23 protein-coding genes and 6 pseudogenes are annotated in these 26,174 nt (G+C 68.3%); 19 read left to right on the top strand and 10 right to left on the bottom strand.

Annotation, left to right across the window (positions count from 1 at the left end; translation table 11 throughout):
* Positions 1 to 171: 171 nt before the first annotated feature.
* From A5728_RS03875 to A5728_RS03860, 4 genes are all read left to right on the top strand, one after another.
* Positions 172 to 1,179: a phosphotransferase family protein gene (locus A5728_RS03875; protein ID WP_064845795.1), complete on the top strand. Its 1,008-nt coding sequence runs from the start codon at positions 172 to 174 to the stop codon at positions 1,177 to 1,179.
* A gap of 23 nt (positions 1,180 to 1,202) precedes the next feature.
* Complete coding sequence (locus A5728_RS03870) at positions 1,203 to 1,931, top strand: phosphotransferase (RefSeq protein WP_035964316.1); 729 nt, start codon at positions 1,203 to 1,205, stop codon at positions 1,929 to 1,931.
* Positions 1,932 to 2,050: 119 nt separating this feature from the next.
* Positions 2,051 to 2,938, top strand: coding sequence for an SDR family oxidoreductase (locus A5728_RS03865; protein ID WP_064845794.1), 888 nt, complete (start codon positions 2,051 to 2,053; stop codon positions 2,936 to 2,938).
* 51 nt (positions 2,939 to 2,989) lie between these two features.
* A complete protein-coding gene (locus tag A5728_RS03860) occupies positions 2,990 to 3,790 on the top strand; it encodes an alpha/beta fold hydrolase (protein WP_064845793.1) in 801 nt (266 codons plus the stop codon).
* Between the two features lie 75 nt (positions 3,791 to 3,865).
* Here A5728_RS03860 and A5728_RS03855 read toward each other — a convergent pair whose 3' ends face one another.
* Complete coding sequence (locus tag A5728_RS03855; RefSeq protein WP_082943217.1) at positions 3,866 to 4,594, bottom strand: phosphotransferase; 729 nt, start codon at positions 4,592 to 4,594, stop codon at positions 3,866 to 3,868.
* 357 nt (positions 4,595 to 4,951) lie between these two features.
* On the opposite strand from A5728_RS03855, the gene trpS reads away from it, so the two are divergent.
* Together trpS and A5728_RS14705 are read left to right on the top strand one after the other, a co-directional pair.
* Complete coding sequence (gene trpS, locus A5728_RS03850) at positions 4,952 to 5,992, top strand: tryptophan--tRNA ligase (protein WP_035961066.1); 1,041 nt, start codon at positions 4,952 to 4,954, stop codon at positions 5,990 to 5,992.
* 251 nt (positions 5,993 to 6,243) lie between these two features.
* Positions 6,244 to 6,837 (top strand): annotated as a pseudogene (locus tag A5728_RS14705) (IS5 family transposase); the annotation flags it as partial.
* A 141-nt stretch (positions 6,838 to 6,978) separates the two neighbouring features.
* On the opposite strand, the gene A5728_RS03840 reads toward A5728_RS14705, so the two are convergent.
* The 7 genes and pseudogenes from A5728_RS03840 to A5728_RS13420 all read right to left on the bottom strand — a co-directional run bounded on the left by A5728_RS03840 (position 6,979) and on the right by A5728_RS13420 (position 12,138).
* Positions 6,979 to 7,848 carry a 3-hydroxyacyl-CoA dehydrogenase family protein gene (locus A5728_RS03840; RefSeq protein WP_064845792.1) on the bottom strand — a complete coding sequence of 290 codons (870 nt, stop codon included), beginning with the start codon at positions 7,846 to 7,848 and terminating at the stop codon, positions 6,979 to 6,981.
* Positions 7,849 to 7,882: 34 nt separating this feature from the next.
* Complete coding sequence (locus A5728_RS03835; protein WP_064845791.1) at positions 7,883 to 8,662, bottom strand: enoyl-CoA hydratase/isomerase family protein; 780 nt, start codon at positions 8,660 to 8,662, stop codon at positions 7,883 to 7,885.
* On the bottom strand, positions 8,662 to 9,861 hold the full coding sequence (locus tag A5728_RS03830) for an acetyl-CoA C-acyltransferase (protein ID WP_064845790.1): 1,200 nt from the start codon (positions 9,859 to 9,861) through the stop codon (positions 8,662 to 8,664). The genes A5728_RS03835 and A5728_RS03830 overlap by 1 nt, the downstream gene beginning before the upstream one ends.
* A 41-nt stretch (positions 9,862 to 9,902) precedes the next feature.
* Complete coding sequence (locus A5728_RS15065; protein ID WP_369795602.1) at positions 9,903 to 10,295, bottom strand: acyl-CoA dehydrogenase family protein; 393 nt, start codon at positions 10,293 to 10,295, stop codon at positions 9,903 to 9,905.
* Positions 10,296 to 10,471: 176 nt separating this feature from the next.
* A pseudogene (locus tag A5728_RS15060) lies at positions 10,472 to 11,140 on the bottom strand (acyl-CoA dehydrogenase family protein); the annotation flags it as partial.
* 249 nt (positions 11,141 to 11,389) lie between these two features.
* Entirely contained in the window at positions 11,390 to 11,803 is a 414-nt protein-coding gene (locus tag A5728_RS13425) for a thioesterase family protein (protein ID WP_231885496.1), read from the bottom strand.
* 56 nt (positions 11,804 to 11,859) lie between these two features.
* A complete protein-coding gene (locus tag A5728_RS13420) occupies positions 11,860 to 12,138 on the bottom strand; it encodes an SDR family oxidoreductase (protein WP_197493086.1) in 279 nt (92 codons plus the stop codon).
* Positions 12,139 to 12,231: 93 nt separating this feature from the next.
* Between A5728_RS13420 and A5728_RS03820 the strand changes: the two genes are divergently transcribed.
* The 5 genes and pseudogenes from A5728_RS03820 (at position 12,232) to A5728_RS03800 (ending at position 17,597) form a co-directional block, all read left to right on the top strand.
* A complete protein-coding gene (locus A5728_RS03820; protein ID WP_064845789.1) occupies positions 12,232 to 12,810 on the top strand; it encodes a recombinase family protein in 579 nt (192 codons plus the stop codon).
* A 209-nt stretch (positions 12,811 to 13,019) separates the two neighbouring features.
* A pseudogene (locus A5728_RS03815) lies at positions 13,020 to 14,309 on the top strand (ISL3 family transposase).
* 82 nt (positions 14,310 to 14,391) lie between these two features.
* Positions 14,392 to 15,471: a catalase family protein gene (locus A5728_RS03810; protein ID WP_064845788.1), complete on the top strand. Its 1,080-nt coding sequence runs from the start codon at positions 14,392 to 14,394 to the stop codon at positions 15,469 to 15,471.
* A gap of 87 nt (positions 15,472 to 15,558) precedes the next feature.
* Entirely contained in the window at positions 15,559 to 16,212 is a 654-nt protein-coding gene (locus tag A5728_RS03805; protein ID WP_369795603.1) for a hypothetical protein, read from the top strand.
* The gene (locus A5728_RS03800) at positions 16,212 to 17,597 is read left to right on the top strand and encodes a hypothetical protein (RefSeq protein WP_064845786.1); all 1,386 of its coding nucleotides are present in this window, start codon (positions 16,212 to 16,214) and stop codon (positions 17,595 to 17,597) included. Before A5728_RS03805 ends, A5728_RS03800 begins: the two co-directional genes overlap by 1 nt.
* Positions 17,598 to 17,834: 237 nt before the next feature.
* On the opposite strand, the gene A5728_RS03795 is transcribed toward A5728_RS03800, so the two are convergent.
* The gene (locus A5728_RS03795; protein WP_082943216.1) at positions 17,835 to 19,238 is read right to left on the bottom strand and encodes an FAD-dependent oxidoreductase; all 1,404 of its coding nucleotides are present in this window, start codon (positions 19,236 to 19,238) and stop codon (positions 17,835 to 17,837) included.
* Here A5728_RS03795 and A5728_RS15055 point away from each other — a divergent pair.
* From A5728_RS15055 to A5728_RS03775, 5 genes and pseudogenes are all read left to right on the top strand, one after another.
* A pseudogene (locus A5728_RS15055) lies at positions 19,133 to 19,390 on the top strand (transposase); the annotation flags it as partial. The gene A5728_RS03795 and the pseudogene A5728_RS15055 sit on opposite strands and share 106 nt — an antisense overlap.
* 46 nt (positions 19,391 to 19,436) lie before the next feature.
* A complete protein-coding gene (locus A5728_RS03790; protein WP_082943215.1) occupies positions 19,437 to 20,279 on the top strand; it encodes an IS3 family transposase in 843 nt (280 codons plus the stop codon).
* Positions 20,280 to 20,368: 89 nt separating this feature from the next.
* The gene (locus tag A5728_RS03785) at positions 20,369 to 21,571 is read left to right on the top strand and encodes an IS30 family transposase (RefSeq protein WP_156523373.1); all 1,203 of its coding nucleotides are present in this window, start codon (positions 20,369 to 20,371) and stop codon (positions 21,569 to 21,571) included.
* A 4-nt stretch (positions 21,572 to 21,575) separates the two neighbouring features.
* Positions 21,576 to 21,869, top strand: a pseudogene (locus A5728_RS03780) (IS3 family transposase); the annotation flags it as partial.
* A gap of 35 nt (positions 21,870 to 21,904) precedes the next feature.
* A pseudogene (locus A5728_RS03775) lies at positions 21,905 to 22,441 on the top strand (IS5 family transposase); the annotation flags it as partial.
* On the opposite strand, the gene A5728_RS14700 reads toward A5728_RS03775, so the two are convergent.
* Positions 22,427 to 22,939 carry a hypothetical protein gene (locus tag A5728_RS14700; RefSeq protein ID WP_064845783.1) on the bottom strand — a complete coding sequence of 171 codons (513 nt, stop codon included), beginning with the start codon at positions 22,937 to 22,939 and terminating at the stop codon, positions 22,427 to 22,429. The pseudogene A5728_RS03775 and the gene A5728_RS14700 overlap by 15 nt on opposite strands.
* Positions 22,940 to 23,695: 756 nt before the next feature.
* On the opposite strand from A5728_RS14700, the gene A5728_RS03765 reads away from it, so the two are divergent.
* The 3 genes from A5728_RS03765 to A5728_RS14025 form a co-directional block, all read left to right on the top strand.
* Positions 23,696 to 24,088 (top strand): SHOCT domain-containing protein, encoded by a 393-nt coding sequence (locus A5728_RS03765; RefSeq protein ID WP_064845782.1) that lies wholly within the window; start codon positions 23,696 to 23,698, stop codon positions 24,086 to 24,088.
* Positions 24,089 to 24,225: 137 nt separating this feature from the next.
* Positions 24,226 to 25,120 (top strand): IS5 family transposase gene (locus tag A5728_RS13410; RefSeq protein WP_156523372.1). Its coding sequence is split into 2 segments (ribosomal slippage): positions 24,226 to 24,576 and positions 24,578 to 25,120, totalling 894 coding nucleotides; the frame shifts between segments, so codons are not numbered across the junction.
* A 132-nt stretch (positions 25,121 to 25,252) separates the two neighbouring features.
* A partial coding sequence (locus tag A5728_RS14025) for a type IV toxin-antitoxin system AbiEi family antitoxin domain-containing protein (RefSeq protein ID WP_197493078.1) occupies positions 25,253 to 26,174 on the top strand: 922 nt, incomplete at its 3' end.

The raw sequence follows: 26,174 nt of genomic DNA, 5'->3' as shown, positions 1-26,174 counted from the left end.
CACGGGGTAAACGGGCATGACAACCCGGCCTGGATGCGGGCGCACCGCACGGGCGCATCCGGGCCCGCTTGGGGTTCCTCAATGCCGCAGAGCTGTAACAGCGGTTCTCCGGCCAGGCGAGGTGGCGGGCAGACTGTGCTTATGAGTCTCTCCCGTCCTGAGCATCCGTCCATGGCTGATCGACTGACTCGTCTGGCCGGTCAGGCCCCGGCCGCGGTCGGCCTGGGCTCGTCACCCGGAGACGGTGACGAGGTGCGTCTGCTGGGGCAGGGGGAGAGCTTCGCGGCGTGGTTGCTGGAGGCCGGCGGGCAACGGGTGGTGGTGCGGATCGCCCGGCGTCCGGTGGAGGAGCTGCCGCGGCCGATGCGGGAGGAGTTCCACGGACTCGGCCTGGTCCTGGCCGGTATCGGACCGCAGGCGCTGGTGCTCGAGGAGTCGGCGGACAACCCGTTGGGCGCCCCGTACATGGTGGTCACCTTCGTGCCCGGCCGTGTCCTCCCACCGGGGGAGTGGACCCCGGCCCTGATCCGGGCCCACGTCCAGCAGATGGCTCGCCTGCATGCCCAGCGCTTCGAGCGCTGCGGAGACCTCACCGCCGAGACGGGAGAGCGCCGGGCGAAGGTGGACATCGACGGACAGTTCACTGCCGGGCTGGACTGGTGGGCGGACAACCACCCGGCCGTGCTGGCCGAGCCCGACGTGACACGACTGGCGCGGGAAGTGGGGGCGTATCTGCGCGGCGCACAGAAGACCTTTGACCGGTTGGAGTCCTTCGCTGTGATCCACGGGGATCTGTTGCTGCCCAACATCCTCGTCGACGGGGACACCGGGGTGCGCTACATCGATTGGGAGTGGTCGGAGATCGGGGACCCCGCCCAGGACCTCGCCTATCTCGGCGGGCAGATCACCGTGGACCCGTGGCACCTGCCCATGACCCGGGCCCAGACCCGGGACCTGGTCGAGGCCTACCTGGCGGCCAGCGAGCACCGGGCGGCCACGGGCACCGTCGACGAGGTGCTGGTCCGCCGTGACGCCTGGGAGATCTACGAACGGTTCCTCACGTCCCTGCACCACCGCAGCCTCCTGGCTGGCCGCCCCGACCTGACCGAACAGGAGCGGAACATGTACACCAATGCGGTTACCCACGTCACCCGGGAGTTGGGTCGCCGGCTCGGCTGAGGCCCTCCGGATAGGGTCGTGCCATGGAAGAGGAGATGTTGACCGGCGGCAACTCCACCACCGTCGTGCGGGTCGACGACACTGTCCGTCGCACTGTCGGGCCCTGGACCACGGCGGTGCACCAGTTACTGGTCCGGTTGCGGGCGGAAGGGGTCACCGAGGTTCCGGAGTCTCGCGGGGTGGACGAGGACGGTCGGGAGGTCCTGTCCTACATCGTCGGGGTGGTGCCCGGTTATCCGTTGTCCGAGTGGGTGTGGGCGGATACGGTCCTGGTGGCGGCAGCGCAGCTGATGCGCCGGATCCACGACGCGTCCACCGCGCTGGTGGGGGAGGACCTGGTCTGGCAGCTGCCCACCCACCACCCGGTTGAGGTGATCTGTCACAACGACTTCGCTCCGTACAATCTGGTGTTCCGCAACGGCCAGCTGCGCGGGGTGATCGACTTCGACACCGCCTCCCCGGGCCCGCGAATCTGGGACCTGGCCTACTTGGCCTACCGGTTGGTGCCGCTGACCGATGACGCGCACGACGGCGGCCCGCCCACACCCGACCGTGCGGGCCGCTTACAGTTGCTGATCGACTCCTACGAGATGCCCTACGAGCCCGCGGAGCTGCTGGCCGCGGTGGCGGCACGGCTGGAAGAGCTCGCGGCGTTCACCGACGCACGAGCCGCCGAGACCGGCCGGGACGACTTCGCCGAGCACGCCGCGATGTACCGCCGCGATCGTGACCGGGTGCTGGCCACCGGTTGACACTCACCTGGGTGACGCACCGCCCGCAGCGGTGGTCACTGATAGGTTCCCCACCATGAAGACGGTGTGAGCGCCTGCCCTGTGAACGACGAATCCTCGAGTACGTCAGGAGCACCACCATGGCTCACGCTTCTTCCACACGCCCGCTGCGGGGCAGAACCGCTCTGGTCACCGGGGTTTCCCGCCGCCGCGGCATCGGTTACGCGGTGGCCGTTGAGCTCGCCTCCCTGGGGGCCAGTGTGTTCTTCCACCACTACAGCCCCCATGACGCGGACCAGCCCTGGGGCGATGACGACCTCGATGCGGTACGCGCCGGCATCCGGGCCGCTCTGCACGATGGTGCCCTCGCCGGCGACGTCTCCGCGGACTTGAGGGACCCGGACACCGCTGAAAACCTCGTCGAGCAGGCCCACGCCCTGACCGGGCGCCTGGACATCCTCGTCTGCAACCACGCCCGCAGCGGCGGCGACGGGTCCATCCTGGACATGACCGCCGAGACCCTGGACGCCTTCTGGGACACCAACACCCGCTCCACCCTGCTGCTGACCCGGCACTTCGCCCACCGCCACGCCGCCACGACTGCTCGATCCGCCTCAGCGCGGCCCGGCGACCGCATCGAAAGGGCCGGGCCGGTCGATGAACGGACGGCCGGCCGGGTGTTCTGGATGACCTCGGGCCAGGGCGAGGGGCCGATGCGCGGTGAGGTCGCCTACGCCACCAGCAAGGCCGCTCTGGCAGAGGTAACACCCACGGTGGCCGCGGAACTGCTCGAGCTCGGAATCGTGTTGAACACCATCAACCCCGGCCCGGTCAACACCGGCTACCTCGACCCCGGAACCACCGACCGCTCCCTGGAAGAGATCGAGGCATGGCGACAGGCCACCCCCTTCGGCCGCTGGGGGCACCCGAGAGATCCCGCGCGGCTGATCGGGTGGCTGGCCACCGACCAGGGAGTGTGGGTCGCCGGTCAGGTCATCACCACCGACGGAGGCATGAGCCTGACCTGAGCCCATGGCCATGCCCTGTCTTGCACCGGTTCCTGATGGAGGATCAAGGCTATGAAGTTCTCGCGGGAGACGGTGGGACAGTCGGGGACGCGGATCAGTTATCTGGACACCGGCGGCAACGCCCCGGTGGTGGTGTTCCTGCACGGGCTGGCCGGCAGCGCGCAGGAGTTCATTCCCTCGGCCGAAGCGCTGTGGCCCGAGTACCGGTGTGTGCTGGTGGATCAGCGTGGGCACGGACACAGCACCCGCGTGCCGTCGGACATGGGCCGGCAGGCTTTCGTCGACGACGTCGCAGCGGTGATCGATGTGGTCGCCTCGAGTCATCCCGTGGTGCTGGTGGGTCAGTCCATGGGAGCGCACACTGCGTTGCTCACCGCCGCTGCACACCCTCAGCGGGTGGCCGGTCTGGTGCTGCTGGAAGCCGACGTGCACGGCGGGGACCTGGAGGAGGCAGGGGCTTTGGGTGCATTCTTCCGCTCGTGGCCCACGCCCTTCGGATCAATGGCCGATGCCACCGAATTTCTCGGTGACAGTGCCTTGGCCCGGGCCTGGGTGGCGGATCTTCAACACACTGGCGACGGGTTTCGTCCTCGGTTCGACGCGGCGGTCATGCAAGCCGTCCTCGAGGCCGTGCACGTTCCGCGCTGGGAGGAGTGGAAGGCGGTGACGGCCCCGACCACGGTGGTCTTCGCCGCGGACTCGATGTTCACCCCCGCACGGAAGGACGCGCTCATCGCTGCCCGCCCGGGAACTTGGCGGATCGATCTGCCCCGTGGGACCCATGATGCTCATCTGGACGCCTCCGAAGAGTGGATCACCGTATTGCGCGAGGCCCTGAGGGGCATGTCCTGACCGGGACGCCAACGCGTCGGGGTCGTACTCAGCGTCCGTGCGTGGCCGAATACCGGGTCGCTCCGATGGTTGCCTCTACTGGTGGGTGGTTGCGGTGCCGGCCAGGCGTTCTACCGTGGCTGTCGCTCGGGTGAAGCGTTGGAGTTCATCGTCCGGGATCCGCCCACCGATGCCGACGAGCTCTGCGGATGCGACGAGTCGGAAGATCAGGACGCGGACCATCATTTGAATCCACTGTTCTTCGGGGCGGCCAATGACGGCGGCGGGGACGTCGCCGGGGTAGTAGAGGAGACCGTCGGCGGCGACGATGGCCTCGGCGTAGGCTGTCGGGCGCCAGTAGGGGGAGAAGTCGATAATCACTGGGTCGTGGTTCTCGGCGAAGAGCGCGTTGCCGGTCAGATCCCCATGAATCAGCTGGGACGGCATCTCTACCGGGCGCCGTAGGCCGAGAAGCCCGTTGTAGACCGTGCGCGCTTCGGGGGCGACGTCGATGGTTTGCTCTGCCCAGGCGACACGGTCGGCCACCGCCCAGGGGTTCGAGCGGCGGGCGAGGAAATCGGGACGCGGCATTTGGGCCAGGGCTCTGTGGAACGCCCGGGCGGCGATGATCAGTGGCTCCCACCGGCCCTGTGGCCCTGTTGTTCCTTCAACCAGTCCGGTAGCCGTCCATCCGTGAGCGACATAGGCGCCGGTGCCGGCGCGCAACGGCGCTGGCACATCGAAGCCAGGCTCCTGGGCAAGACCGTCCATGAGCGCGGACGCCCACTGTGCCTCGATCGGGTCTTCCGTCGGTTTGAGCACCACTGCACCGACCCGAAAAGCTCGCCCCTGTCCGCCGGGCACAGGGTGGACTCTGTCGGTGAGCCCGAACGCTTCAAGCACTTCAGGAGGCGGAGACGGCGGGGGAGCGTGCATGTCGGCCATGTTATCCAGGACAGCGCAGTTCTGGCCCGTACCGGGAGTGCCCTGGCCGTGCGGGGTGGGCTCGGCGGAGAGTCTGGGGCTGCTGCCGGGTGGGTAGAGTGGGGGCCATGATGCTCAACCGTCTGGCGTGGTGGTGGCTGCGATAGCAGCCGGTTGACGCATGTTCACGGGTTGCACAGCAGCCCGTGCCACTTCGGCGGTCTTGTGTGCAGCTTCCGACCTTCGAGGAGTACGCACATGGAGTCATTCGCCGCCGCCGAGCAGCGCTCGGCCGAACTGACCCGGGCCATCGGCCGGACCCCGGAGGCATTCCGGGTCCTCACCGGGGAACGCCCGACTGGGGCCTTGCACCTGGGCCATTACTTCGGCAGCATCGTCGAACGCCTCCGTCTGCAACAGGCGGGGGTGGAGATCTTCTTGGTGTTGGCTGACTACCAGGTAATCACCGACCGTGACACCACCGCCCGCGTGCAGGAGAACGTGCACAGCGCGGTGCTGGACTACCTGGCCGCGGGCCTGGACCCGCAGCGGACGACGATCTTCGCCCACTCTGCCGTGCCGGCGCTGAACCAGCTGCTTCTGCCGTTCCTGAGCCTGGTCACCGAGGCCGAGCTGCACCGCAACCCCACCGTCAAGGCCGAAGCAGCCGCCTCCGGCCGGGCGCTGAGCGGGCTGCTGTTGACCTATCCGGTGCACCAGGCCGCGGACATCCTCTTCTGCAAGGGCAATTTGGTGCCGGTGGGCAAGGACAACCTGCCCCATGTGGAGATCACCCGCGTCATCGCCCGCCGCTTCAACGACCGCTACGGGCACGCCTTCCCCGTTCCCGAGGCCCTGCTCACCGCCACCCCGGAAGTGCCGGGGCTGGACGGGCGGAAGATGTCCAAGAGCTACGGCAACGCCATCGCCCTGTCGATGACCGCCGATGAGACCGCAGCGGTGATCCGCCGCACCGTCACGGACTCCGAGCGTCGGATCACCTTCGCCCCGGACACCCGCCCCGGGGTCTCAGCCCTCCTTTCAACGGCCGCCCTGTGCTTGGACACCACCCCGCAGGCGCTAGCCGAGCAGATCGGTGACGCCGGCAGCGGACGCCTCAAACAGGTGACCACCGAGGCGGTCAACGAGTTCCTCGCCGGCCACCGGCAACGACGGCAACAGCTAGCCCAGGACCCCGAGGTCGCCCTACGGGTATTGAAGCGAGGGAACGACCGCGCCAACGAGATCGCCAACAACACGCTAGACGAGGTCAGGAAGGCCATGGGAACCGTCTACTAGAACGCCGACACGGAGTGATTGCCATAAACCAGGCTTGAAGCGCGATCAGATGAAATCTGATCGCGCTTCAGCTCCCTTCCGCTTTACATATGGCCCGGTTGTCGGACATTAACTCCTGGCCTCAAAACCTGATCGGTTGTTGCCCGTTTCCCTTCGAGTGGCTGACCATGCCTGCATGGCCACGAGGAAGCACCAGCGGATGGTCGTTGACCGGGCGGCCCTGGAGGGGATCCTGTTCGTGCTCCACACCGGATGCCGGTGTGTGGGAGACGCTGCACCAGCGGGTGCTCGGTGAGCTCTCCGAGGAACAGACCCTGGACTGGTCCAGGGGCAGCATCGACTCGGTGGCCGTGCGGGCCAAAAGGGGGGCGAGCTGACCGGCTCCAACCCCACGGACCGCGGGAAACCTGGAACGAAGTACCACCTGCTCACCGACCGCAACGGGCTGCCTCTGCACGTGCTGGCATCCGCAGCGAACATCCACGACAGCCGGCTCTTCGAGCCGATGTTGGAGACCAACCCATCCGTGGGTGACCGACGGGGCGTCCGGGTCGGCCACGGTGCCGCCCGGAGAAGCTGCACGCGTCAAGGGCTACGACTACTCCAGGTGCCGGCGTTACCTGCACCGCCGAGGGATCATGGTCCGCATCGCCCGACGTGGGATCGAGGACAAGAACCGCCTCAGCCGACACCGCTGGGTCGTAGAGCGCACCATCTCTTGGGTCCTGCGCTTCAAGCGACTCGGCATCCGCTACGACCGCACCGAGGCGACCTTGCTCCCGTTGCTGTTGCTTGCGGTCACGCTCATCAACATCCGCCGACTGCACCAGACGATCGAGTTATGAGACCAGTTTTTTAACAGGTCCGGTCAGCCCATGATCAGCACATTCAGGGAAAGGACGCCGGTCAACTCACCACTTCTGCCTGGAGCAACGGTGCTGTGGCCCCGGGTGGAGGCGGCGAGCTCGGCGGAAGGAGAGGAAGTGCTACTGGTCGTAGGCGAAGAAGCCCCGGCCGGTCTTGCGGCCGAGCTCGCCGCGGGCCACCATGTCCCGCATCAGCTGCGGGGGAGCGAAGCGCGGGCCGAGCTGCGACTCGAGGTACTCGGCGATGCCCAGGCGCACGTCCAGGCCCACGATGTCCGTCAGGGCCAGGGGGCCGACCGGGAACCTGTAGCCCAGGACCATGGCGTTGTCGATGTCGGCGGGAGAGGCCACGCCCTCCTCGACCATCCGGATGGCCTCGAGGGCGATCGCCACGCCCAGCCGCGACGAGGCGAAGCCGGGGGCGTCGTTGACGACCACCGGGGTCTTGCCGAGGCCCTCGACCCACTGCACCGAGAGCCGCCTGAGCTCCTCGCCGGTGTGCTTCGAGTTCACGACCTCCACGAGCTTCGAGGCCGGCACGGGGTTGAAGAAGTGCAGCCCGCAGAACCGCTCGGGGCGTCCCAGCTGCTCGGCCAGCCCGTCCACGGACAGCGAGGAGGTGTTGGTGGCCAGCCACGCGGTCTCGGCGAGGTGGCGCTCGACCTCCTGCAGGGCCGAGACCTTCAGGTCCCACGCCTCGGGGACGGCCTCGACGACGAGCTCGCACGGCGCGAGGTCGGCGTGGTCGAGGGAGACCGTGAGGTTCTCGGTCCACTGGTCCAGGTTGCCGTCCACGTTCCCGCGCTCCAGGGACTTGGCGAGGTCCCGCTCGATCCGCTCGCGGGCGGCCTCGGCGGCCTGCCCGTCCCGCTCCACGACGGTCACCTGCGCCCCGGCGAGCAGGAAGGCGTGGGCGATGCCTGCGCCCATGCGGCCTCCGCCCAGGACGCCGACGGCGGCGGGGACGGCCAGTGCGTGCTTCTCGGTCATCGGTTGCTGCTCCTGCTTCTGCTGCGCTGCATCGTCATTTCTTCTTGCGGTCCAGGAAGGCCTGCATGCGGTCGAACTTCGCCTCCGACTCGAAGAGCACGGCCTGGGCCAGCTCGTCGATGTGCGGGTGGGCGGACGGGGGTGCCGCGAAGACCCGCTTGGAGATCCGCACGGCCAGGGGGTCCTGGGCGCTGATCCGGTCGGCGAGCGCGTGCGCGGCGCCGACGAGCTTCGCGGGCTCGTGCAGCTCGGTGACGAGGTGCAGGGCCAGGGCCTCGTCCGCGCCGAGGAGCCGGCCGGCGAGCAGGATGTCCAGGGCGACCGCCTCGCCGACCAGCTCCTTGAGCCGCCACAGCCCGCCGGCGGCGGCGATGATGCCCAGGTTCGTCTCCGGCTGGCCGATCGTGAGGTGCGGGGTGGCGATGCGGAAGTCCGCGGCGTAGGCCAGCTCCGCGCCGCCGCCCAGGGCGTAGCCGTCGATCGCGGCGATCACCGGCATGGGCAGCCTGTGGATGCGGTCGAAGATCCGGGAGTTGATCCCGGCCAGGGCGTCGTCGCGGCGGCGTTCCCGCAGCTGGGCGATGTCGGCGCCGGAGGCGAAGATCCCCCGGCCGTTCACCTCGGTGCCGGAGAGGATCAGGATCTTCGGGTGCCGCTCGAGGTGGCCGCACACGGTGTGCAGCTCCTCGACCATGGTCGCGTCGATGGCGTTGCGCACGTCGGGGCGGTCCAGGACCACGTGCAGGCGGTCCTCGCGCTCCTCGAGCCGCAGGGCGGTGAACTCCGCGCCGAGGATCTCGCTGGGCCCGACCATCAGAGCTTCTCCACGAGCATCGCGGTGCCCTGGCCCACGCCCACGCACATGGTGGCCAGGCCGCGGTCGGCGCCCTCGCGCTCCATCCGGCCCAGCAGCGTCACCACGAGCCGGGAGCCGGAGGAGCCCAGCGGGTGGCCGAGCGCGATCGCCCCGCCGTCGTTGTTGACGGTGCCGGCGTCGAGGCCGAGGCGGCGGATGCAGGCCAGGGACTGGGATGCGAAGGCCTCGTTGAGCTCGACCGCCCCGAGGTCGCCGATGCCCCATCCGGTGCGCTGGAGCACCTTCTGGGTGGCGGGGACGGGGCCGATGCCCATGATCTCCGGGGCCACGCCGGCGGAGGCGCCGTCGACGATCCGGGCCCGGGCGGCCAGCCCGTACTTCTCGGCCGCGCGCTCGGAGACCACGACGATCGCCGAGGCGCCGTCGTTGAGGGAGGAGGCGTTGCCGGCGGTGACGACCGTCCCGTGGTCCACCACGGGGCGCAGCTTCGCGAGGGCGTCCATCGTGGTGCCCGGGCGGGGGCCCTCGTCCGTGTCGACGACGGTCGTCGCACCCTTGCGGCCCGTGACGGTCACCGGGACGATCTCGGGGGCGAAGCGCCCGGCGTCGATCGCGGCGATCGCCTTCTCGTGGGAGGCCACGGCGAAGGCGTCGGCGTCCTCGCGCGAGATCCCGTCGACGATCGCGACCTCCTCGGCCGTCTCCGGCATCGAGTAGGTCATCTTGTCCTGCTTCTTGAACTCGGGGTTGGTGAAGCGCCAGCCGATGGAGGTGTCGAAGACGTCGCCGGGCTTCGCGAACGCCTTGGCCGGCTTCTCCATCACCCAGGGGGCGCGGGACATGGACTCCACGCCGCCGGCGACGACGATGTCGGCGGCGCCGGCCTTGATCATGTGGGAGGCCATGATGATCGCGGACAGGCCCGAGGCGCAGAGCCGGTTGACGGTGATGCCGGGGACGGTGTCCGGGAAGCCGGCCAGCAGCCAGGCCATGCGGGCCACGTTGCGGTTCTCCTCGCCGGCGCCGTTGGCGTTGCCCAGGATCACCTCGTCGACGTCGTGCGGGTCGATCCCGGCGTCGGTCACGACGCGGCCGACGACGAGGGCGGCGAGGTCGTCCGGGCGCACAGAGCTCAGGGCGCCGCCGTAGCGGCCCACCGGGGTGCGCGCTCCGCCGGCCAAGAATGCTTCCGTCATGTCTGTTCCAATCCTTTATGTGGCCAGGTTGTTGTAGGGGCTCAGCTGAACGCTGAGATCCCGGTGATGTCCCGGCCCACGAGCAGCGCCTGGATGAAGTCGGTGCCCTCGTAGGTGGAGACGACCTCCATGTCCGTCATGTGCCGGATGATGTGGTTCTCCAGCAGCAGGCCGTTGCCCGCCAGGAGATCGCGGGCTTCGTTGCAGATCCACTTGCCCTTCTGCGCCGTGGCCATCTTCACCATCGAGGCCTGCGCGTTGGACAGCTGCCCCCGGTCGGCGAGCTCGGCCATCCGGTCGCACAGCAGCTGCATGGCGGTGAGCTCGCTGAGCATGTTCGCCAGCCGGGACTGCACGAGCTGGTAGCTGCCGATCGCGTGGCCGAACTGCTTGCGGCGGGCGGCGTAGTCGGCGGCGATCTCGAAGGCGGCCATCGCGTGCCCCACGGCCTCCCAGGCGGCCCCGCCGCGGGTGGCCTGCAGCACCCGGGAGAGACGTCCTTGAAGGACCGGCAGTGCTCCAGCCGGTTGGCCGCAGGCACCCGCAGGCCTTCCAGCACGATGTCGGCCTGCTGGATCGCCCGCTTGCCCACCTTGCCGGTGATGACCTCGGGCCGGTAGCCGGCCGGGTGCTCGCCGACGGCGGTCTTCTGGACGACGAAGGCGTTGACCTTCCCGTCCTCGGTGCTGCGCGCGAACAGCACGACCACGTCGGCCGCGTGCCCGTTGCCGATCCAGCGCTTGTGCCCGTCGATCACCCAGGAGTCCCCGTCCCGGCGGGCGGTGGTCTCCAGGGCCACCGAGTCGGAGCCGTGCTCGGGCTCGGTGAGGGCGAACGCCCCGGTCTTCTCCAGCCGGGCCATGGCCGGCAGCCAGCGGTCCTTCTGCTCCTCTGACCCGAGCATGTTCAGCGCACCCATGCACAGGTTGCCGTGCACGCCCAGGAACGTGTTGATGCTGCCGTCCACCCGCGCCATCTCGCGGGCGACCATGCCGGCGGCTTTCCGGCTCATCCCCGGGCAGCCGTGGCCCTGGATGGTGGTGCCGATGATGCCCAGCTCGGCCAGCCCGGGCAGCAGCTCCCAGGGAAACTCCGCCTTCTCCCAGTACGCGTTAATGATCGGCAGCACCTGCTGCTCGGCGAAGGCGCGCACCCGGTCCCGCACGGCGATCTCCTCGGGGGTCAGGTCGTCGTCGAGCCGGAAGTAGTCCGAGGTCGCGGCGCCGGCGGGAACGGCCTCCGGTGACGCGGTCGAGGGAGCGCTGGAAGTGGTGGTCATGGTCGGTCCTTTCGTCGGCGGGTCCCAGGACCCATGGCGGGGTGGAGCATCAAGGAGGTAGGAGAAGCGCAGGTTCTTCCCAATGGGTGGCCCGCAAAGCCACGAGCGGGCTCATCGCGGCCAGAGCGAGTACGGGTAGGAAGAACAGCGAAGTCCTGATGGCATACATCAGAGAGCCCTCGGCGGGGGAGGTCTTGAGCCGGGCTGTCTATGTCCCGCTGCTGCTCGAGTACCTTCGCCGTGTCGTGGTCATGCACATGTGACCTCTGCAGCCTCCCGGACGGCAATGTTTTTAAGCGCGGTTCGTATGGTGGGCGAGAGAGGAACGGGGCGCCCCGTAGCTGGGTCTATCTGCACGAGCACAGTCCGAGCGCGTGCCGCGACGTGTCCGTTCTGGATCAGTTCGTATGCCACGGTGTAGGAGGAGTGGCCTACCTTCGTCACCCAGACCTGAGCGGTGAGTTCCGGGCCGTGGCTAATAGGACGCAGATAATCCAGGCTCAGAGACACCACGACGCGCGGTCTAGCCGGGTCCGGCGTACCTTCTTCTCCCAGCCAACGCATGATTGCCGTGATCCGTGCTTCCTCGATTAGGGTCACGACTCGGGCGTTGTTGACATGGTGGTTGATGTCCTGGTCGGACCACCGTACCGGTAGCGTCACAGTGATCGGTACGCCCGTGTTCGCCGCCGGGGTTGACGGTCTTGTTGCTTGGGTTGTCACCGGGCGCCGCCATTGATGTAGAGGGTTTGGCCGGAGACGTATGAGGCATCCTCACTGGCCAGGAAGGCGATTACGGAAGCCACCTCTTCCGGCTGACCTACCCGTTTGAGCGGAGTGCGCGCGGCCGCGGCGTGCTGATGCTCTTCGAAGGTGGAGCCTAGGCGATCGGCCGTAGCGGCGGTCATGGAGGTGGCGATGTAGCCGGGCGCGACGGCGTTGACATTGATGTTGAACCGTCCCAGCTCCAGGGCCAGGGTGGAGGTTAACCCTTGGATACCCCTTTACACACCCCCCGCCGCCACGAGAGGATCACGTCAGAGTGGGTCTATTTTGGACCCGTTAGACATATCTGACGGAGGGTCTAAAACGTGGTTGGACAGACGGTGGGGTACGTGCGGGTGAGCTCGGCCGAGCAGAACCTGGACCGCCAACTTGAGGCGGTGGGGGAGTGTGACCGCATCTTTCAGGACAAGATCTCCGGCAGCTCCCGCGCCAAGCGCGCCGGGTTGGCGGAGCTGATGCGGTACGTGCGGGAGGGGGACCTGGTGAAGGTCGCCTCGATGGACCGGCTCGGGAGGGACACCCGGGACCTGTACGCGATCGTGGATGAGCTCACGGACAAGGGGTGTGCGGTGCAGTTCGTGTCCGAGCGGATCACCGTGGACAAGTCCGGCACCTCCCCGGTGGACGGGCTCATGCTGGGCATCCTGGCGGCGTTCGCTGAGTTCGAGCGTCGAAGGATCAAGGAGCGCCAGGCCGAAGGCATCGCCCTGGCTAAGGCCCGCGGCAAGTACGTGCAGGCACCGAAGCTCTCGGACACGGATGTGGAGCAGGCGCGCGTGATGATTCAGATGGGGATCCCGAAGGCCGAGGTGGCGCGCACGTTCGGGGTCAGCCGACAGACCCTGTACACCTCCCTCGCTCGCGGAGCAACGACGTTGCCTTGAGTGACCCAAGGGGAGGGGCGGACCCCTGCTAATAAGCTTCACGGGTAGGGGTAATGGTGAACCGCCGACGTCTCGACTGTAGGGCATTTTTGTGCAGTCCGCGCATTGTGGCTCTTCGACTTTGAGCGTGGTGGGGCCCTGACGTAGGGCTCGCGGCCCTACGCCAGCATGGGTGTTGTCTAGACATCTCATGAGCGAGGACCGCGAGCGTGCACAAGCCTACGTTCGACGTCGATGCGGCGTCGATCCTGTTCAACCTGTCCGGTTACCGAGTCGTCTCGGCCACCCCTGGCGTCGGCGTTGAGCAACCGCGGCAGGTGCTGATCGAGACGACCACGAGCGAGGGCGCCTGCCCCTCCTGCGGGGTGCTGTCCTCGCGGATCCAGGCAAGACCTACCCAGCGCGTGAAGGACGTGCCGTGCGGGGGTGAGCGGCTCGACGTGCTCGTGCGCAAGCGCCGCTACGCCTGCCGTGAGTCGTTGTGCCCGCGGCGGTCGTTCACCGAGGAGACCGAGCAGCTGCCCGCGCGGGCGAGGGTCACGACCCGGCTGACCGAGCAGGTGATATCCGCCTGCCGGGCCGAGCCGCGGGCGGTGTCCCGGGTCGCGCACGAGGCGCACCTGTCCTGGCCCACGGTGATGCGGATGCTCACCACCACCCTGGACCTGGACACCGGCGTGGACCGCCGGCACGTGCGGCACCTGGGGATCGATGAGCACCGGTTCCGCACCGTGCGCTACCTGCGCGACCCGGACACCCACGCGGTGAAGCGGGTCGAGCCGTGGTCCATCGTGTTCACCGACCTCGACGACGGCGCGATCCTGGACGTCGTCGACGGGCGCCGCGGCAAGGTCGTCACCTCCTGGCTCGCAGCGCGGCCGCGGTGGTGGCGCTGACGCGTGCAGGTCGTCGCCCTGGACATGTCCAGTGAGTTCCGCGCCGCGATCCGCAAGGCACTACCGCGGGCGAAGGTCAGCGTGGACCACTGGCACGTCGTGCGCCTGGCCAACGAGATGATCACCAAGGTGAGGAGGCGCCGGGTGTGGGAGCTGCACGAGCGCCGCGGCCGCGCTACCGACACCCCGTGGAAGTACCGCAAGCTGCTCACCTGCGCCGGCGACCGGCTCACCGTCCGCCAGCGCACCAAGCTGCAGGAGATCCTGGCCGAGGACGTCGAGCTGGCTGTGGCGTGGGGCATCAAGGAACACGTCCGCCAGGTCCTCACCGCCACCGACACGTCTTCGTTCCAGCGGCACTGGGCCGGCCTCGAGCGTGCCGTGCGAGCCACCCGCCTGCCCGAGCCGGCCGCGCTGTTCCGCACGCTGCGCGCCTGGCGTCGTGAGCTGCTCACCTTCTGCCGAACCAGGGTCACGAACGCTCGCACCGAGGCGGCGAACCTGACCGCCAAGACGATCAAGAGGGTCGGGCGCGGGTACCGCAACCACCGAAACTACAGATGCCGCATCATTGGCTATGCGCCCCGACCGATCGCGGCGTGAACACCCAGCACCACGCTCAAAGTCGAAGAGCCAAATTGAGTCCAGTATAATATTGTTGTCACGATGTCGAGGAGGCATACCGATGAACCCCATCCGCTACCACGATGACGTCGAGGTCCCCGTCGAGAACGAGGCCGAGATCTCCCAGCGAATCGTCGAACGAATGGCCGCCACCCAGGCGGAGAACGCCGACCGTCACCGCCACGCCCACCGCGACGCGCACGCCAAGAGCCACGCGATCATCACCGGGCAACTCACCGTCCACGACGACCTGCCGCACGAGCTCGCGCAGGGCATCTTCGCCACCCCCGGCACCCACGAGGTCGTCGCCCGCCTCTCGTCGGCACCCGGCGACATCCACTCCGACGAGATCCCTGCCCCGCGGGGTTTCGCGCTCAAGATCATCGGCGTGGAGGGCGAGCGCCTGTCCCCCGACCTCGGTGGCGCCAACCAGGACTTCCTCATGGTGAACTTCCCGACGCTCGCGTTCGGCACCGTGACCAAGTACGAGGACATGCTCGACATCCTCGAGAAGAACGCGAGCAACCCGGCCGCCGCGCAGAAGGCGGTCTCCGCCGCCGCCCGGGGCATCGCCTCGATCACCGAGAAACTCGGTCGCACCCCCGGCGCGACCGTCCAGGGCCTCGCGAACGACTACTCCCACATACTCGGTGAGACCTTCTACACCCAGGCCGCGATCCGTTACGGCGACCACGTCGCCAAGATGTCCCTCGCGCCGACCGGGGAGGTCGCCGAGCTCACCGGCGTCGACGTCGGCGACGACTTCGACGCGATGCGTACCGCGGTCGTCCGCCACTTCATGACCAAGGGCGCGACGTACGAGCTGCGGGTGCAGCTGTGCACCGACCTCGAGGAGATGCCGGTCGAGGACGCCGCGGTGCTGTGGCGCGAGGACCGTTCCCCGTTCCGCACCGTCGCGACCGTCCGGTTCGACCGGCAGGACGTGTTCACCCCCGAACGTCGCGTCGCCGGTGACGACCGGCTCGCGTTCAACCCGTGGAACGGCGTCGAGGCGCACCGGCCGCTCGGCTCGATCATGCGCGTCCGCAAGCTCGCCTACGAGTCGTCCTCGCGGCAGCGGCACGACCTCAACGCCGTGGCCCGCCGGGAGCCGGACTCCCTCGCCGACCTCACCGCCTGACCCCTCACCCCCTTGGAGGACCCCATGAACGAGAAGCTGACGTCCGAACAGACCCGCATCGACCCGCGCCTCTCGGAGGAGAGCCGCATGGAGGAGTTCCGCCGCGTGGTCAAGGAGGTCGCGGCCGACGCGCCGACGATCTCCCAGATCGCGATCAAATCCCTGCTCACCGACAAGAACCCGCTCCACGAGGGCACGTACGAGTCGGCCGGCCGGGCCGGTGCCCGCTCCGGCAACGTGTCCGAGCTGACCGCCATCGCCGACCTCAGGCCCGGCGGCGCCGACCGGCTGCGCCGCATCTTCGGCCTCACCGGCGGCGACTTCGACGGCGCCAAGCGCGTCTCGACGCTGCACAACATGCGGTTCGTGTTCCTCGACGACGACACGCGTGTGCTGTTCGCCACGGCCTACGACGGCGACTGGGACACCTACATCGACGACTTCGCGACGAAGATCCCCGAGCTCATGGACCTGTTGTTCGCCAACGTCGAGGGCTGGCCGGGGATCGACTCCCCGAAGGTCAAGGACTTCATCGCCGACCACCAGATCGACGCCGCCGCGTGGTTCGTCGCGAACCCGCAGGTGACGGTCGTGGACGTGCGCCGGTACCAGCGCATGGAGCAGGCCCTGGACACGTTCTTCGACGCGATGGCGGCGAACACCGCGATGGACGCGACGACCCGGGAGGCCCTGTCGGCGCTGTCGGACGCGGTGGCGACGCCGCAGGGGGTGGACTACTGATGCCGTTCGAGCACCTCAGGGAGCTGCGCAAGCGGCTCCGTCGGGAGAGCGTCACGCTGCAGCTCGACGACATCCAGTCCCTCATCCTGCGGTCGCGGCCCGAGCCCTACGTCGGGATCCACGCGGGGTTGCGGGTCGACACCCCCGAGGGGGGTCGTGCCCTGCTGGGGCGGCTCGTCGAGTACGTCCCCTCGGCGCAGGACTGGACCGCGGACATGCACGCGTGGACGGGGGTGGCGATCAGCCACGCCGGCCTCAAGGCGATGGGCCTGCCGGAGGAGTCCCTCGCGAGTTTCCCGCTGCCGTTCCGGCAGGGCATGGCGGCCCGCGCGGGCCAGCTCATGGACACGGGCGAGAACGCCCCGGAGACGTGGGAGGAGTTCTACAAGGACGACTCCCTGCACGTCGCGGTGACGATCTACGCCGACTCGGAGGAGTCCCTGGCGGACGCCGTGGAGAAGGCTCTGGGGTACCTGGAGGAGATCGACGGGGTCACCCTGCTCGGCACGCACGCGTTCGGGGCGCCGGATGCGGCCAACCCGTTCGGCTACCACGACTCGCTCAGCCAGCCGCTCGTCGCGGGCGCCGGCGTCGACGCCCTCCCGGGGCAGGAGCGGGCCATCGCGGCGGGCGAGTTCATCCTCGGGGAGGACAGCGAGACGGGTTCGCCCGTCGCCATGCCCTCGCCGGACGTGCTGGGTCGTAACGGCTCGTTCGTCGTGCTCCGCAAGTACGACAGCCGTGTCGGCGCCTGGAACGACTTCCTCCGCGAGCACGCGGAGGAGGACACGCAGGAGTCCCGCGACGCCCTCGGCGCGAAGCTCGTCGGCCGGTGGCGCTCGGGCGCGCCGCTCGTCCTGGCCCCCGACCAGGACGACGTCGAGCTGGGCATGGACGACCAGCGCAACGACGACTTCGACTACTCCGAGGACCGGGCGGGCCTCATGTGCCCCCACTCGGCGCACGTGCGCCGCATGAACCCGCGCGGCAGCGAGCTGACGATCCTCACGGACGAGAACATCCACCGGATCATCCGCCGCTCCTCGACGTTCGGCCCCGAATGGGACCCCGACCTCACGGCCGCCGACGACAAGGACGACGACCGCGGTCTGTTCTTCATCTTCATCAGCGCCCGCGCCTTCGACACGGTGGAGTTCCTCCAGCAGGAGTGGATCAACCGCGGCAACTTCATCGACCTCGGCACCGAACGCGACCCCGTCGTCGGACTCCATGAGGAGCCCGGCCGGTTCACCATCCCCGACCGCCCCGTGCGCAAGCGGGTCGACGGCGTGACGACGTTCAACCGCCTCCGCGGCGGGGAGTACATGTTCATGCCCTCCCTCTCCGCCCTGCGCTGGATCGCCGACGCGGGCTGGGAGAGCTGACCAGGCCGGCGGATCGAGACCGGCGCTCGCCCGGTCGTCCGCATCGGCGATGAACGAGAGGCCCTCTCCCAACCCGGGAGGGGGCCTCTCGAGTCGGAACGCCGTGGCTCTGGGGCCGTCCGCGCCCTCGGACCTCACGAGGGCGAGCACGCGCTCGACGCGCTCAGCCGTGTCGATGGCCCCCCTGCCCCTTCCTCCTCTCCCCCTTTCCCGATGACGTCATCCGGGGGGCGGGGGTCAGGTGGTCGCGAGTTCCAGGACCTGGGCGGCGACCTCGCGCGCGGCGGGGACGGCGGACTCGACGAAGGAGGTGCGGGTGCGGCGTTCGACGAGGTCCTCCACCGTGAGGGCGCCCTCCGCCAGCACGCCGAAGAGCATCTCCGCACCGGTGTAGGCGACGCCCTCGGCGACGGGGCCCGCGAACCGGGGGTACCGACGGCCCAACTCCGCGACACGACCGGCCTCGGTGCCGTAACGGCGCACGAGACGGGTCGGTTCCTCGAGACGGGCCAGCACCTCCCGCGGCGCCGCGCCCACGAGCGGGAGCGTCCTCGTCCGGCACTCCCGGTCCGTCCCGAGACGACGGCAGGCGGCGTCCACGGCGTCCTCGGCCATCGTGCGATAGGTCGTGAGCTTGCCCCCGGCGATCGTCAGGGGCCGGCCAGGTTCGTCGATGAGCAGGTGCCGTCGGGACACGTCGGCGGTCGCGCCCGCCTCGACGAGTGCGCGCTCCGCGCCCTCCGACAGATTCCCCGACGCGCCGTGCTCGCGCCTCTCCCCGAACCCGTGCCTCCCGATCCGCCTCTTCGTCCCTCCCGTCGACCCGCCCGACGGAGTCGGCAGCACCAACGGCCGCAGCCCGGCGAACCGGCCCACCACGTCCTGCCTGGTCAGGGGGCGCTCCAGCGCGCGGTTGATCGTGGCGAGGAGGAAGTCCTCGTCGGATTCCGGCACCGGCGGAGCGATGCCGTCGACCCCGGGAGCGGCGTCGTCGGTGAGGCCGACGAGCACGAGGCCGTCGCTCTGTGGCAGAGCGAACACGAACCGGCCGAAGTGACCCGGCACCGGCGCGGTGAACACGGCGCTGGGACACCCGAGCGCCTCGGCCCGCACGACCAGGTGGGATCCGCGGCTCGGCGAGATCCGCAACGACGGGTCGTGTTCACCGGCCCACACGCCGGTCGCCGAGACGACCGTGCCCCGAGCCTCGACGCTCTCGCCCGTCGTCTCGTCCGTGAGGGTGAGTCGGTCCTCACGCAGGTCGGTCGCGGCGCACCGGGTGAGGACGTCCGCGCCGTGCGCCGCGGCGGTGCGGGCCAGCGCGATCACGAGGCGGGCGTCGTCCTCGAGCTGACCGTCGGTGTAGTAGACGGCACCGCGCAAGGGCCCTACCCCCGGATCTTGGACACGGGGTGTGATTACGCAGCCGTCGGCAGCGTAGCGGTGTTGCCGGTCTCGTAGAGGACCGGCGGGACGTAGCGGCACCACGAATTGAATCGCCCCGGGTCTGGTGGAGGCTCTGATCCAACGGAAGGATGCAGAGCATGCCAGCACCACGGAAGTACCCCGACGAGCTCCGCGAACGCGCCACGCGGATGACGCTGGAAGCCCGTCAAGACCCCGCCACGAGGACCGGAGCATTCCGCCGCGTAGGAGAACAGCTCGGGATCAATCCCGAGACGCTGCGCAACTGGGTCCGCCAAGCCGAGATCGACCACGGCCACCGCCCCGGAATCACGACCAGCGAGGCCGCCCGGGTGGCCGAGCTGGAGAAGGAGAACCGTGAACTACGGCGGGCGAACGCGATCCTGCGCTCGGCGTCGGCTTTCTTCGCGGCGGATGCTCGAGACGCCCACAGCGCTGATCGTGGACTACATCGACGAACACAAACACGAGTTCGGTGTCGAGCCGATCTGCACCACGCTCTCCGCAGCAGGCACACAGATCGCACCGAGCACGTACTACGCGGCCAAGACGCGCCCTCCTTCAGCGCGCAGCCTGCGCGATGAGCAGGTGCTCGTTGAGATCCGGCGGGTGCATGAGGCCAACTACGGGGTCTACGGGGCCCGAAAGGTCCACGCGCAACTGCGGCGGGAGGGCCTGCAGGTGGCCAGGTGCACGGTGGAGCGGCTCATGCGAGCCGCAGGCCTGCGCGGGATCAGCCGCGCGAAGGGCCCGAGGACCACGGTCCCAGGCCGCGGCCCGGATGAGCGTCAGGACCTGGTCCAGCGCGACTTCACCGCGGCGGCTCCGAACCAGCTGTGGGTCGCTGACATCACCTACTGCCGCACTTTCAGCGGATGGGTGTACGCCGCGTTCATCATCGACGTGTTCTCCCGACGGGTGCTGGGCTGGCAGCTGTCGAAGTCGCTGCGCACGGACCTGGCCCTGGATGCCCTCGAGATGGCGTTCTGGACGCGTCAGCGTGCAGGCCAAGACGTGGCCGGGCTACGGCATCACAGCGATAAAGGAGTCCAGGGTGGATTCAATCGGTCGTCGCAACACCCCCAGAATCACTGGAGGCATGGGCGATGGCCAGCAAGGACTGGGCAAGGAAGATCAGTGACGCGCCCGAGGGGACACGGCGTCAGTGGAGAGCGGATCGGGCCTTGCGGGCCCCCATGCGCTCTCCTGGCAGGCCGCAGCCCTCACGGGAGGTCCAACGCCAGTTCTGGCGTGTGATCGCCACCGGTGTCACCACGGTCGAGGCGTCCCTGAGTGTGGGCGTGTCCTGGCCCGTCGGGGCGCGCTGGTTCCGTCACGCTGGCGGGATGACCCCACTACCCCTGGCCGAGCCCACCGGCCGGTACCTGTCCTTCGTTGAGCGTGAGGAGCTCGCGATCCTCCATGCCCAGGGCCAGGGGGTCCGTCAGATCGCACGCACGCTGGGACGTGACCCGGGCACGATCAGCCGTGAGCTGCGCCGTAACTGCGCCACTCGTTCCGGGAAGCAGGAGTACCGGGCCACGGTGGCGCAGTGGAAGGCCCAGGAAGCTGCCAGGCGGCCCAAGCCGGCGAAGCTGGCCACGAACCAGCGACTGCACGACTACGTCCAGGCACGCCTGAACGGGGTGGTCCTGGGCCCCGATGGCGTGGCCGTGCCGGGACCGGTCGGGCCCGGTTTCAAGGGGCGGAAGATGAAACCGCGCCGGGCGGACCGGCGGTGGTCCACGGCGTGGAGCCCTGAGCAGATCAGCCACCGGCTGCGCCTGGAGTTCCCGGATGATGAGTCCATGCGGATCTCTCACGAAGCGATCTATCAGTCCCTGTTCATCCAGGGGCGTGGGGCGCTCACGCGTGACCTCGTCGCGTGTCTGCGTACCGGGCGGGCTCTGCGCGAGCCGCGGGCACGTACCCGGAACAAGCCCCAGGGCCACGTCACCGAGGACGTGGTGTTCAGCAAGCGCCCACCCGAGGCCGCTGATCGTGCTGTGCCCGGGCACTGGGAAGGGGACCTGATCATCGGGACCGAGCGTTCAGCGATCGGGACCCTGGCCGAGCGCAAGAGCCGGGCCACGATCCTGGTCCACTTGCCCCGCCTGCAGGGATGGGGTGAGCGGCCGCCGGTGAAGAACGGGCCGTCGCTGGGTGGGTACGGGGCTGAGGCGATGACCGCGGCCCTGATCAAGGCGATGGCGACGGTGCCGGAGCAGCTGCGTCAGAGCTTGACGTGGGATCGGGGCAAGGAGCTGGCCGGGCATGTCCAGTTCACGATGGCCACGGGCACGAAGGTGTTCTTCGCTGACCCCCACTCACCATGGCAGCGGCCGACGAACGAGAACACGAACGGGGTGCTGCGGCAGTACTTCCCCAAGGGCACGGACCTGTCGAGATGGTCGGCCGAGGACCTCGCAGCAGTCGCGTACACGCTGAACAGCAGGCCCAGGAAGGTCCTGGACTGGAAGACTCCCGCGGAGGTCTTCACCGAGCAGCTACGCTCGCTCTCAACGCACGGTGTTGCAACGACCGGTTGAACCCGCCCAGTTCCGCTCGGCCCTATTCCAGGACGCCCTCACCACCCACGGGCTGATCGGGTCCATGGGTCAGGTCGGTGCTGCCGGGGACAACGCGGCTATGGAGTCCTTCTTCGCGCTGCTGCAGAAGAACGTGCTGGACCGAGGGCAATGGGACACCCGGGACGAGCTGCGGGCCGGGATCATCACCTGGATCGAGCGGACCTACCACCGGCGCCGCCGGCAGGTGCGCCTGGGCCGATTGACGCCGGTCGAGTACGAGTTGATCATGGACCACACGCCCGCAGACCCGGCGTGAAGATGCCTGTCACCTACACGTGCACCAGTCCCGATGGATCGAACTACAAGAATCCGCGTGAGGAGCCGGCCGATCACGGCATCGGGCGCTCCCGTGGCGGGCTGAGCACGAAGATCCATCAGCTCGTCGATGGGACCGGGCTGCCGCTGGTCAGCCTGATCACCCCCGGCCAGGCAGGGGACTCCCCGATGCTGCTTCCTCTTCTGGAGCAGCTGCGCGTGACCCGGCCAGTAGGGCGGCCCCGGACCCGCCCCGAGGCCGTGCTGGGCGATAAGGCGTACTCCTCCCGGGCGATCCGTACCCACCTACGTGCCCGTGGGATCAAAGCGGTCATCCCCGAGCCGGCCGACCAGCAGGGCCACCGCAGACGGCGCGGTGCCCGCGGCGGGCGCCCCGTCAGCCTCGACGCGGACGCCTACAAGGGCCGCAACGTCATCGAGCGTCAGTACGCTCACCTGAAGCAGTGGCGGGGTCTGGCGACGCGGTATGACAAGTACGCGATCATCTACAGGGCCGCTGTGGTCCTGAATGCTGTGCTCGCATGGTCAAAACGATTGTCAGACATGCCCTAAGTCTGACGCGCGACAGCAGTCCACCTTGTGATGGTGGGTGTAAGTGAGCATCTCGAGAGCGTGGAAGTTCTCGGCGTTGATGACCGTATGGAAGGGCTTGCCACCGCCGTTCTCGACTCGGCCGGTCTCGACGAGGCCGGGGTACATGTGATCGCGGAACTCAGCGACGACGACGAGATCGGAAATGGCCGCCTGGGCCTCCTGCTCGCCGTCGACGGCGGTCAGGCGGGCGGTGCCGGTAGTGCGGTCGATGTGGTCGACGTGCCAGAGGGTCTGGTCACCTTTCTTGGTCTCCCCGCGGGGCGGGAGTATGCGGACCTTGTCCCCCTTGCGGACGGGCCGAGAGGGCAGTTCCACGGCCTCGGGGCGGTGCCCCTCGAACACGAGTCCGAACTGGCGCTGACGCCGGGTGCGGTTCTTGATCTCGCGTTCGAGGTTGGCCGCGAGGTCTGGGTTCGTGGCGCGGACCTGGCCGAGGAGGTCAGAGAGGCTGGACATAAGGGTGGATGCCTTCGCGTGTGTGCCAGTAGGTGTCGATGGTGGCGACCTTCCGAGAGTAGGCCGGGCGTCGTTCTAACGACTGGGGCGACACGCTTTGGTCTTTCGCCACGGCCCCGGTCAAGCGCGCCCGCCGCCATGAGCGCACGGCCGGGTTCACCCGCGCCGACGAGTACGGGCCCGCGTACACATCACCAGGGGGCTTGCCACCTGAGAGGCGGGAGGGCGCCTAACCTAGAGCCGCCCCCACGGGACCACGTGGACACATCCAGACCCCCGCGGGAGCCTTCCCAGGCGCAGGCCCGCGGGGGTCTTTCCATGCCCAGACGAGTCCGCCAGGCCCTCGGGACGCCCGCGGCGTCGCCCGGGAGGCCAATCCTGTGCGTGAAGAAGCCCCCGGGAGACTCGTCCGAGTCTCCCGGGGGCTTCCCCTGTGGAACGTACAAACCGTTCCCTGGCCGTCTTGCAAACGGCCCGCGGTGCGCGAGGGGGGACTTGAACTGACCTCGACCCCCTCGCGCCGCGAATCTTGGAAGGGCGTTCTGCCGCATGAAATCAACGATCTACGGCATGTGCCCTGTGGATGACTCCACCGCGATACCTCGACCTGCAGGTTGCTTAGCACTTTCGTTAGCACTTTTGCGGCGCGCCCAGCTCTGGCTGAGGTAGGCAGGGGCCGCTTGCCGCTTGCTACCCTGGGTTCACACGAAACTCTAGGCTTGGCCCCCAACCGGGCCGGAAGGTGAGGTCAGGAACATGGACTTCTGGAGCACGATCTGGGATGCGATCTGGTGGTTCTTCACCATCTTTGTGTTCGTCGCCTACCTCATCGCACTGTTCTCAATCATCAGTGATCTCTTCCGGGACCGCGAACTCAGCGGCGTCTACAAGGCGATCTGGCTGCTTTTCCTCATCTTTCTTCCGTTCCTCACGGCGCTCGTTTACCTGATCTTCCGCGGTCGTGGGATGGGCGATCGAGCCGAGCGACAGGCACGAGAGGCCAAAGCAGCGGCGGACGACTACATCCGGACTGTTGCTGGGGGACCTGCGTCTGAGATCGCGCAAGCCAAGCAGCTACTCGACAGCGGAACTATCTCCGAGGCGGAGTTCCAGAGTCTGAAGCAAAGCGCGCTGGATGGTTCCCGTTAGCGTTGTCGGGCAAGTGCACGAGCGTCCTCGCCGCGGCTACGACTGCAAACGTCTCTTCGGCAGCCGGGAAGAAGTCGACGGTGGTATCTAGGGCGTGTCTGAGAATAGATGCACGAGTCAGCTGAGACCCTGGGGACATGTCCCGGTTCCAGATGCTCTCCGACACCCAATGGGAGTTGATCGCCCCGATGCTCCCGACCCGGACCGGCCGCGCCGGCAGGCCGTTCGCCGACGCCCGCACCATGGTGGAGGCGATCATCTACCGATACAGGTGCGGAATCGCTTGGAGGGATCTGCCCGAGGTCTACGGGCCCTGGCAGACCGTGTGGACCTGGCATCGGCGCTTGGCCGAAGAAGGCACCTGGGACACGGTGCTGGCCACGCTGACCGCCGCCGCTGACGCCGAAGGCCTGATCGATTGGTCGGTCTCGGTGGACTCCACGATCGCCCGCGCGCATCAGCACGCGACGAACATCACCCGCCTCACAGGGGGCTGGATCGAACTACAAGAATCCGCGTGAGGAGCCGGCCGATCACGGCATCGGGCGCTCCCGTGGCGGGCTGAGCACGAAGATCCATCAGCTCGTCGATGGGACCGGGCTGCCGCTGGTCAGCCTGATCACCCCCGGCCAGGCAGGGGACTCCCCGATGCTGCTTCCTCTTCTGGAGCAGCTGCGCGTGACCCGGCCAGTGGGACGGCCCCGGGCCCGCCCCGAGGCGGTGCTGGGGGATAAGGCCTACTCCTCCCGGGCGATCCGCGCCCATCTGCGTGCCCGCCGGATCAAGGCCGTGATCCCCGAGCCGGCGGATCAGCAGGGCCATCGCAGACGCCGCGGTGCCCGCGGCGGGCGGCCCGTGGGCCTCGACGCGGACGCCTACCAGGGGCGGAACGTGATCGAGCGCCAGTACGCGCACCTGAAGCAGTGGCGGGGCCTGGCGACCCGGTATGACAAGTACGCGATCGTCTACCGGTCCGCTGTGGTCCTGAATGCTGTGCTCGCGTGGTCCAAGCAATTGTCAGACATGCCCTAGTCCCGATCCAGTGCTGGGGAGGGCGCATGCAGAGAATTCCCTGAGTCTGTTCACCACGGTACTTGGTTTGTTGCAACATTGGGATACAATCCAAGTATGAGGATGGTTGAGGTTCTGCGGATGCTAGGAGAGGTGACCGCATCCCAGTGGGGGATGGTCACTACGGCTCAGGCAGCTTCTCTTGGTGTCTCCCGACTGGCGCTGGCAAGGGCGGCCGAAGCTGGGCATCTGATTCGACTGACGCAAGGGGTCTATAGAGAAGCCGGGGCTCCGGCCGATGAGTTCGAGGATCTACGCGCCGGATGGCTGGCCACTGATCCGACTCGTACTGCTGAGGATCGGCTGAGCGAGGGATCGGCCGGTGTGGTGGTCTCCGGAGTGAGCGCAGCGTGGCTTCATAAGATGGGGGATCTGCTTCCGGAGCCCTACCAGTTCAGCAGCCCTACCCGTCGACAATCGCAGCGAGCAGGCATCCACTTCCGCATTCGCCATCTCCACGGTAACGAGGTGACTCTGGTGGCAGGACTGCCGGTCACCACCGCAGAGCGCACCCTGGCGGACATGGTGGCCGATCGCATTGACCTGTCCCTGGTAGCGGACGCGCTGGCGGATGCGACTCGTGCTGGTCGGGTGAACCTTCAGCGGCTGGCCGATCTACTAGGACCGGTCGCGGCACGCCATGGCCACGCCCGCGGAGATGGAAAAGCCCTCCTTGATCACCTACTGGGCATTGCTGGTCTGGATTCTGAGAGTGTGGCTGCCCGGATGGCTTCCACGGAGATGGGCCCGCTGGTAGCTGCTCGCTACCTGCGCAACCTGCTGGCCCACCATCCGGGGTGCGGACCTACTCTGAACCCAGAGCTGGCCCACACGGTGCGCCAACTTCAGGAACAACTGACCTCATCCCTTCAGCCGCTGCAACGGACCATGAGCGCTCTCGAACAACAGACGGCTCCGCATCTGCTGGCACTTGGAGAAGTGAAGCGCCCTGGGTCTGATGGAGACTCGCGCTATTTGATTCCGACCAGGTGTTCGCGGTCGGCTTGGACAGCAT

The sequence above is a fragment of the Kocuria sp. ICS0012 genome, from assembly GCF_001665945.1.
Classification (GTDB): domain Bacteria; phylum Actinomycetota; class Actinomycetes; order Actinomycetales; family Micrococcaceae; genus Kocuria; species Kocuria marina.
The sequence above is the reverse complement of the archived record's forward strand: the minus strand, read 5'-3'. Positions and strand labels throughout refer to the sequence as shown.

Bases quoted from the DNA above. Each gene is read 5' to 3' on its own strand.
- A5728_RS03840 (WP_064845792.1), bottom strand. From the start codon at position 7,848: ATGACCGAGAAGCACGCACTGGCCGTCCCCGCCGCCGTCGGCGTCCTG.
- A5728_RS03870 (WP_035964316.1), top strand. From the start codon at position 1,203: ATGGAAGAGGAGATGTTGACCGGCGGCAACTCCACCACCGTCGTGCGG.
- A5728_RS03765 (WP_064845782.1), top strand. From the start codon at position 23,696: ATGGACTTCTGGAGCACGATCTGGGATGCGATCTGGTGGTTCTTCACC.
- trpS (WP_035961066.1), top strand. From the start codon at position 4,952: ATGGAGTCATTCGCCGCCGCCGAGCAGCGCTCGGCCGAACTGACCCGG.
- A5728_RS03785 (WP_156523373.1), top strand. From the start codon at position 20,369: ATGACCCCACTACCCCTGGCCGAGCCCACCGGCCGGTACCTGTCCTTC.
- A5728_RS14700 (WP_064845783.1), bottom strand. From the start codon at position 22,939: ATGTCCAGCCTCTCTGACCTCCTCGGCCAGGTCCGCGCCACGAACCCA.
- A5728_RS03810 (WP_064845788.1), top strand. From the start codon at position 14,392: ATGAACCCCATCCGCTACCACGATGACGTCGAGGTCCCCGTCGAGAAC.
- A5728_RS03835 (WP_064845791.1), bottom strand. From the start codon at position 8,662: ATGGTCGGGCCCAGCGAGATCCTCGGCGCGGAGTTCACCGCCCTGCGG.
- A5728_RS03830 (WP_064845790.1), bottom strand. From the start codon at position 9,861: ATGACGGAAGCATTCTTGGCCGGCGGAGCGCGCACCCCGGTGGGCCGC.
- A5728_RS03790 (WP_082943215.1), top strand. From the start codon at position 19,437: ATGCTCGAGACGCCCACAGCGCTGATCGTGGACTACATCGACGAACAC.
- A5728_RS03860 (WP_064845793.1), top strand. From the start codon at position 2,990: ATGAAGTTCTCGCGGGAGACGGTGGGACAGTCGGGGACGCGGATCAGT.
- A5728_RS03800 (WP_064845786.1), top strand. From the start codon at position 16,212: ATGCCGTTCGAGCACCTCAGGGAGCTGCGCAAGCGGCTCCGTCGGGAG.
- A5728_RS03795 (WP_082943216.1), bottom strand. From the start codon at position 19,238: ATGCTCCGGTCCTCGTGGCGGGGTCTTGACGGGCTTCCAGCGTCATCC.
- A5728_RS15065 (WP_369795602.1), bottom strand. From the start codon at position 10,295: ATGGCCGCCTTCGAGATCGCCGCCGACTACGCCGCCCGCCGCAAGCAG.
- A5728_RS03875 (WP_064845795.1), top strand. From the start codon at position 172: ATGGCTGATCGACTGACTCGTCTGGCCGGTCAGGCCCCGGCCGCGGTC.
- A5728_RS03805 (WP_369795603.1), top strand. From the start codon at position 15,559: ATGGAGGAGTTCCGCCGCGTGGTCAAGGAGGTCGCGGCCGACGCGCCG.
- A5728_RS03865 (WP_064845794.1), top strand. From the start codon at position 2,051: ATGGCTCACGCTTCTTCCACACGCCCGCTGCGGGGCAGAACCGCTCTG.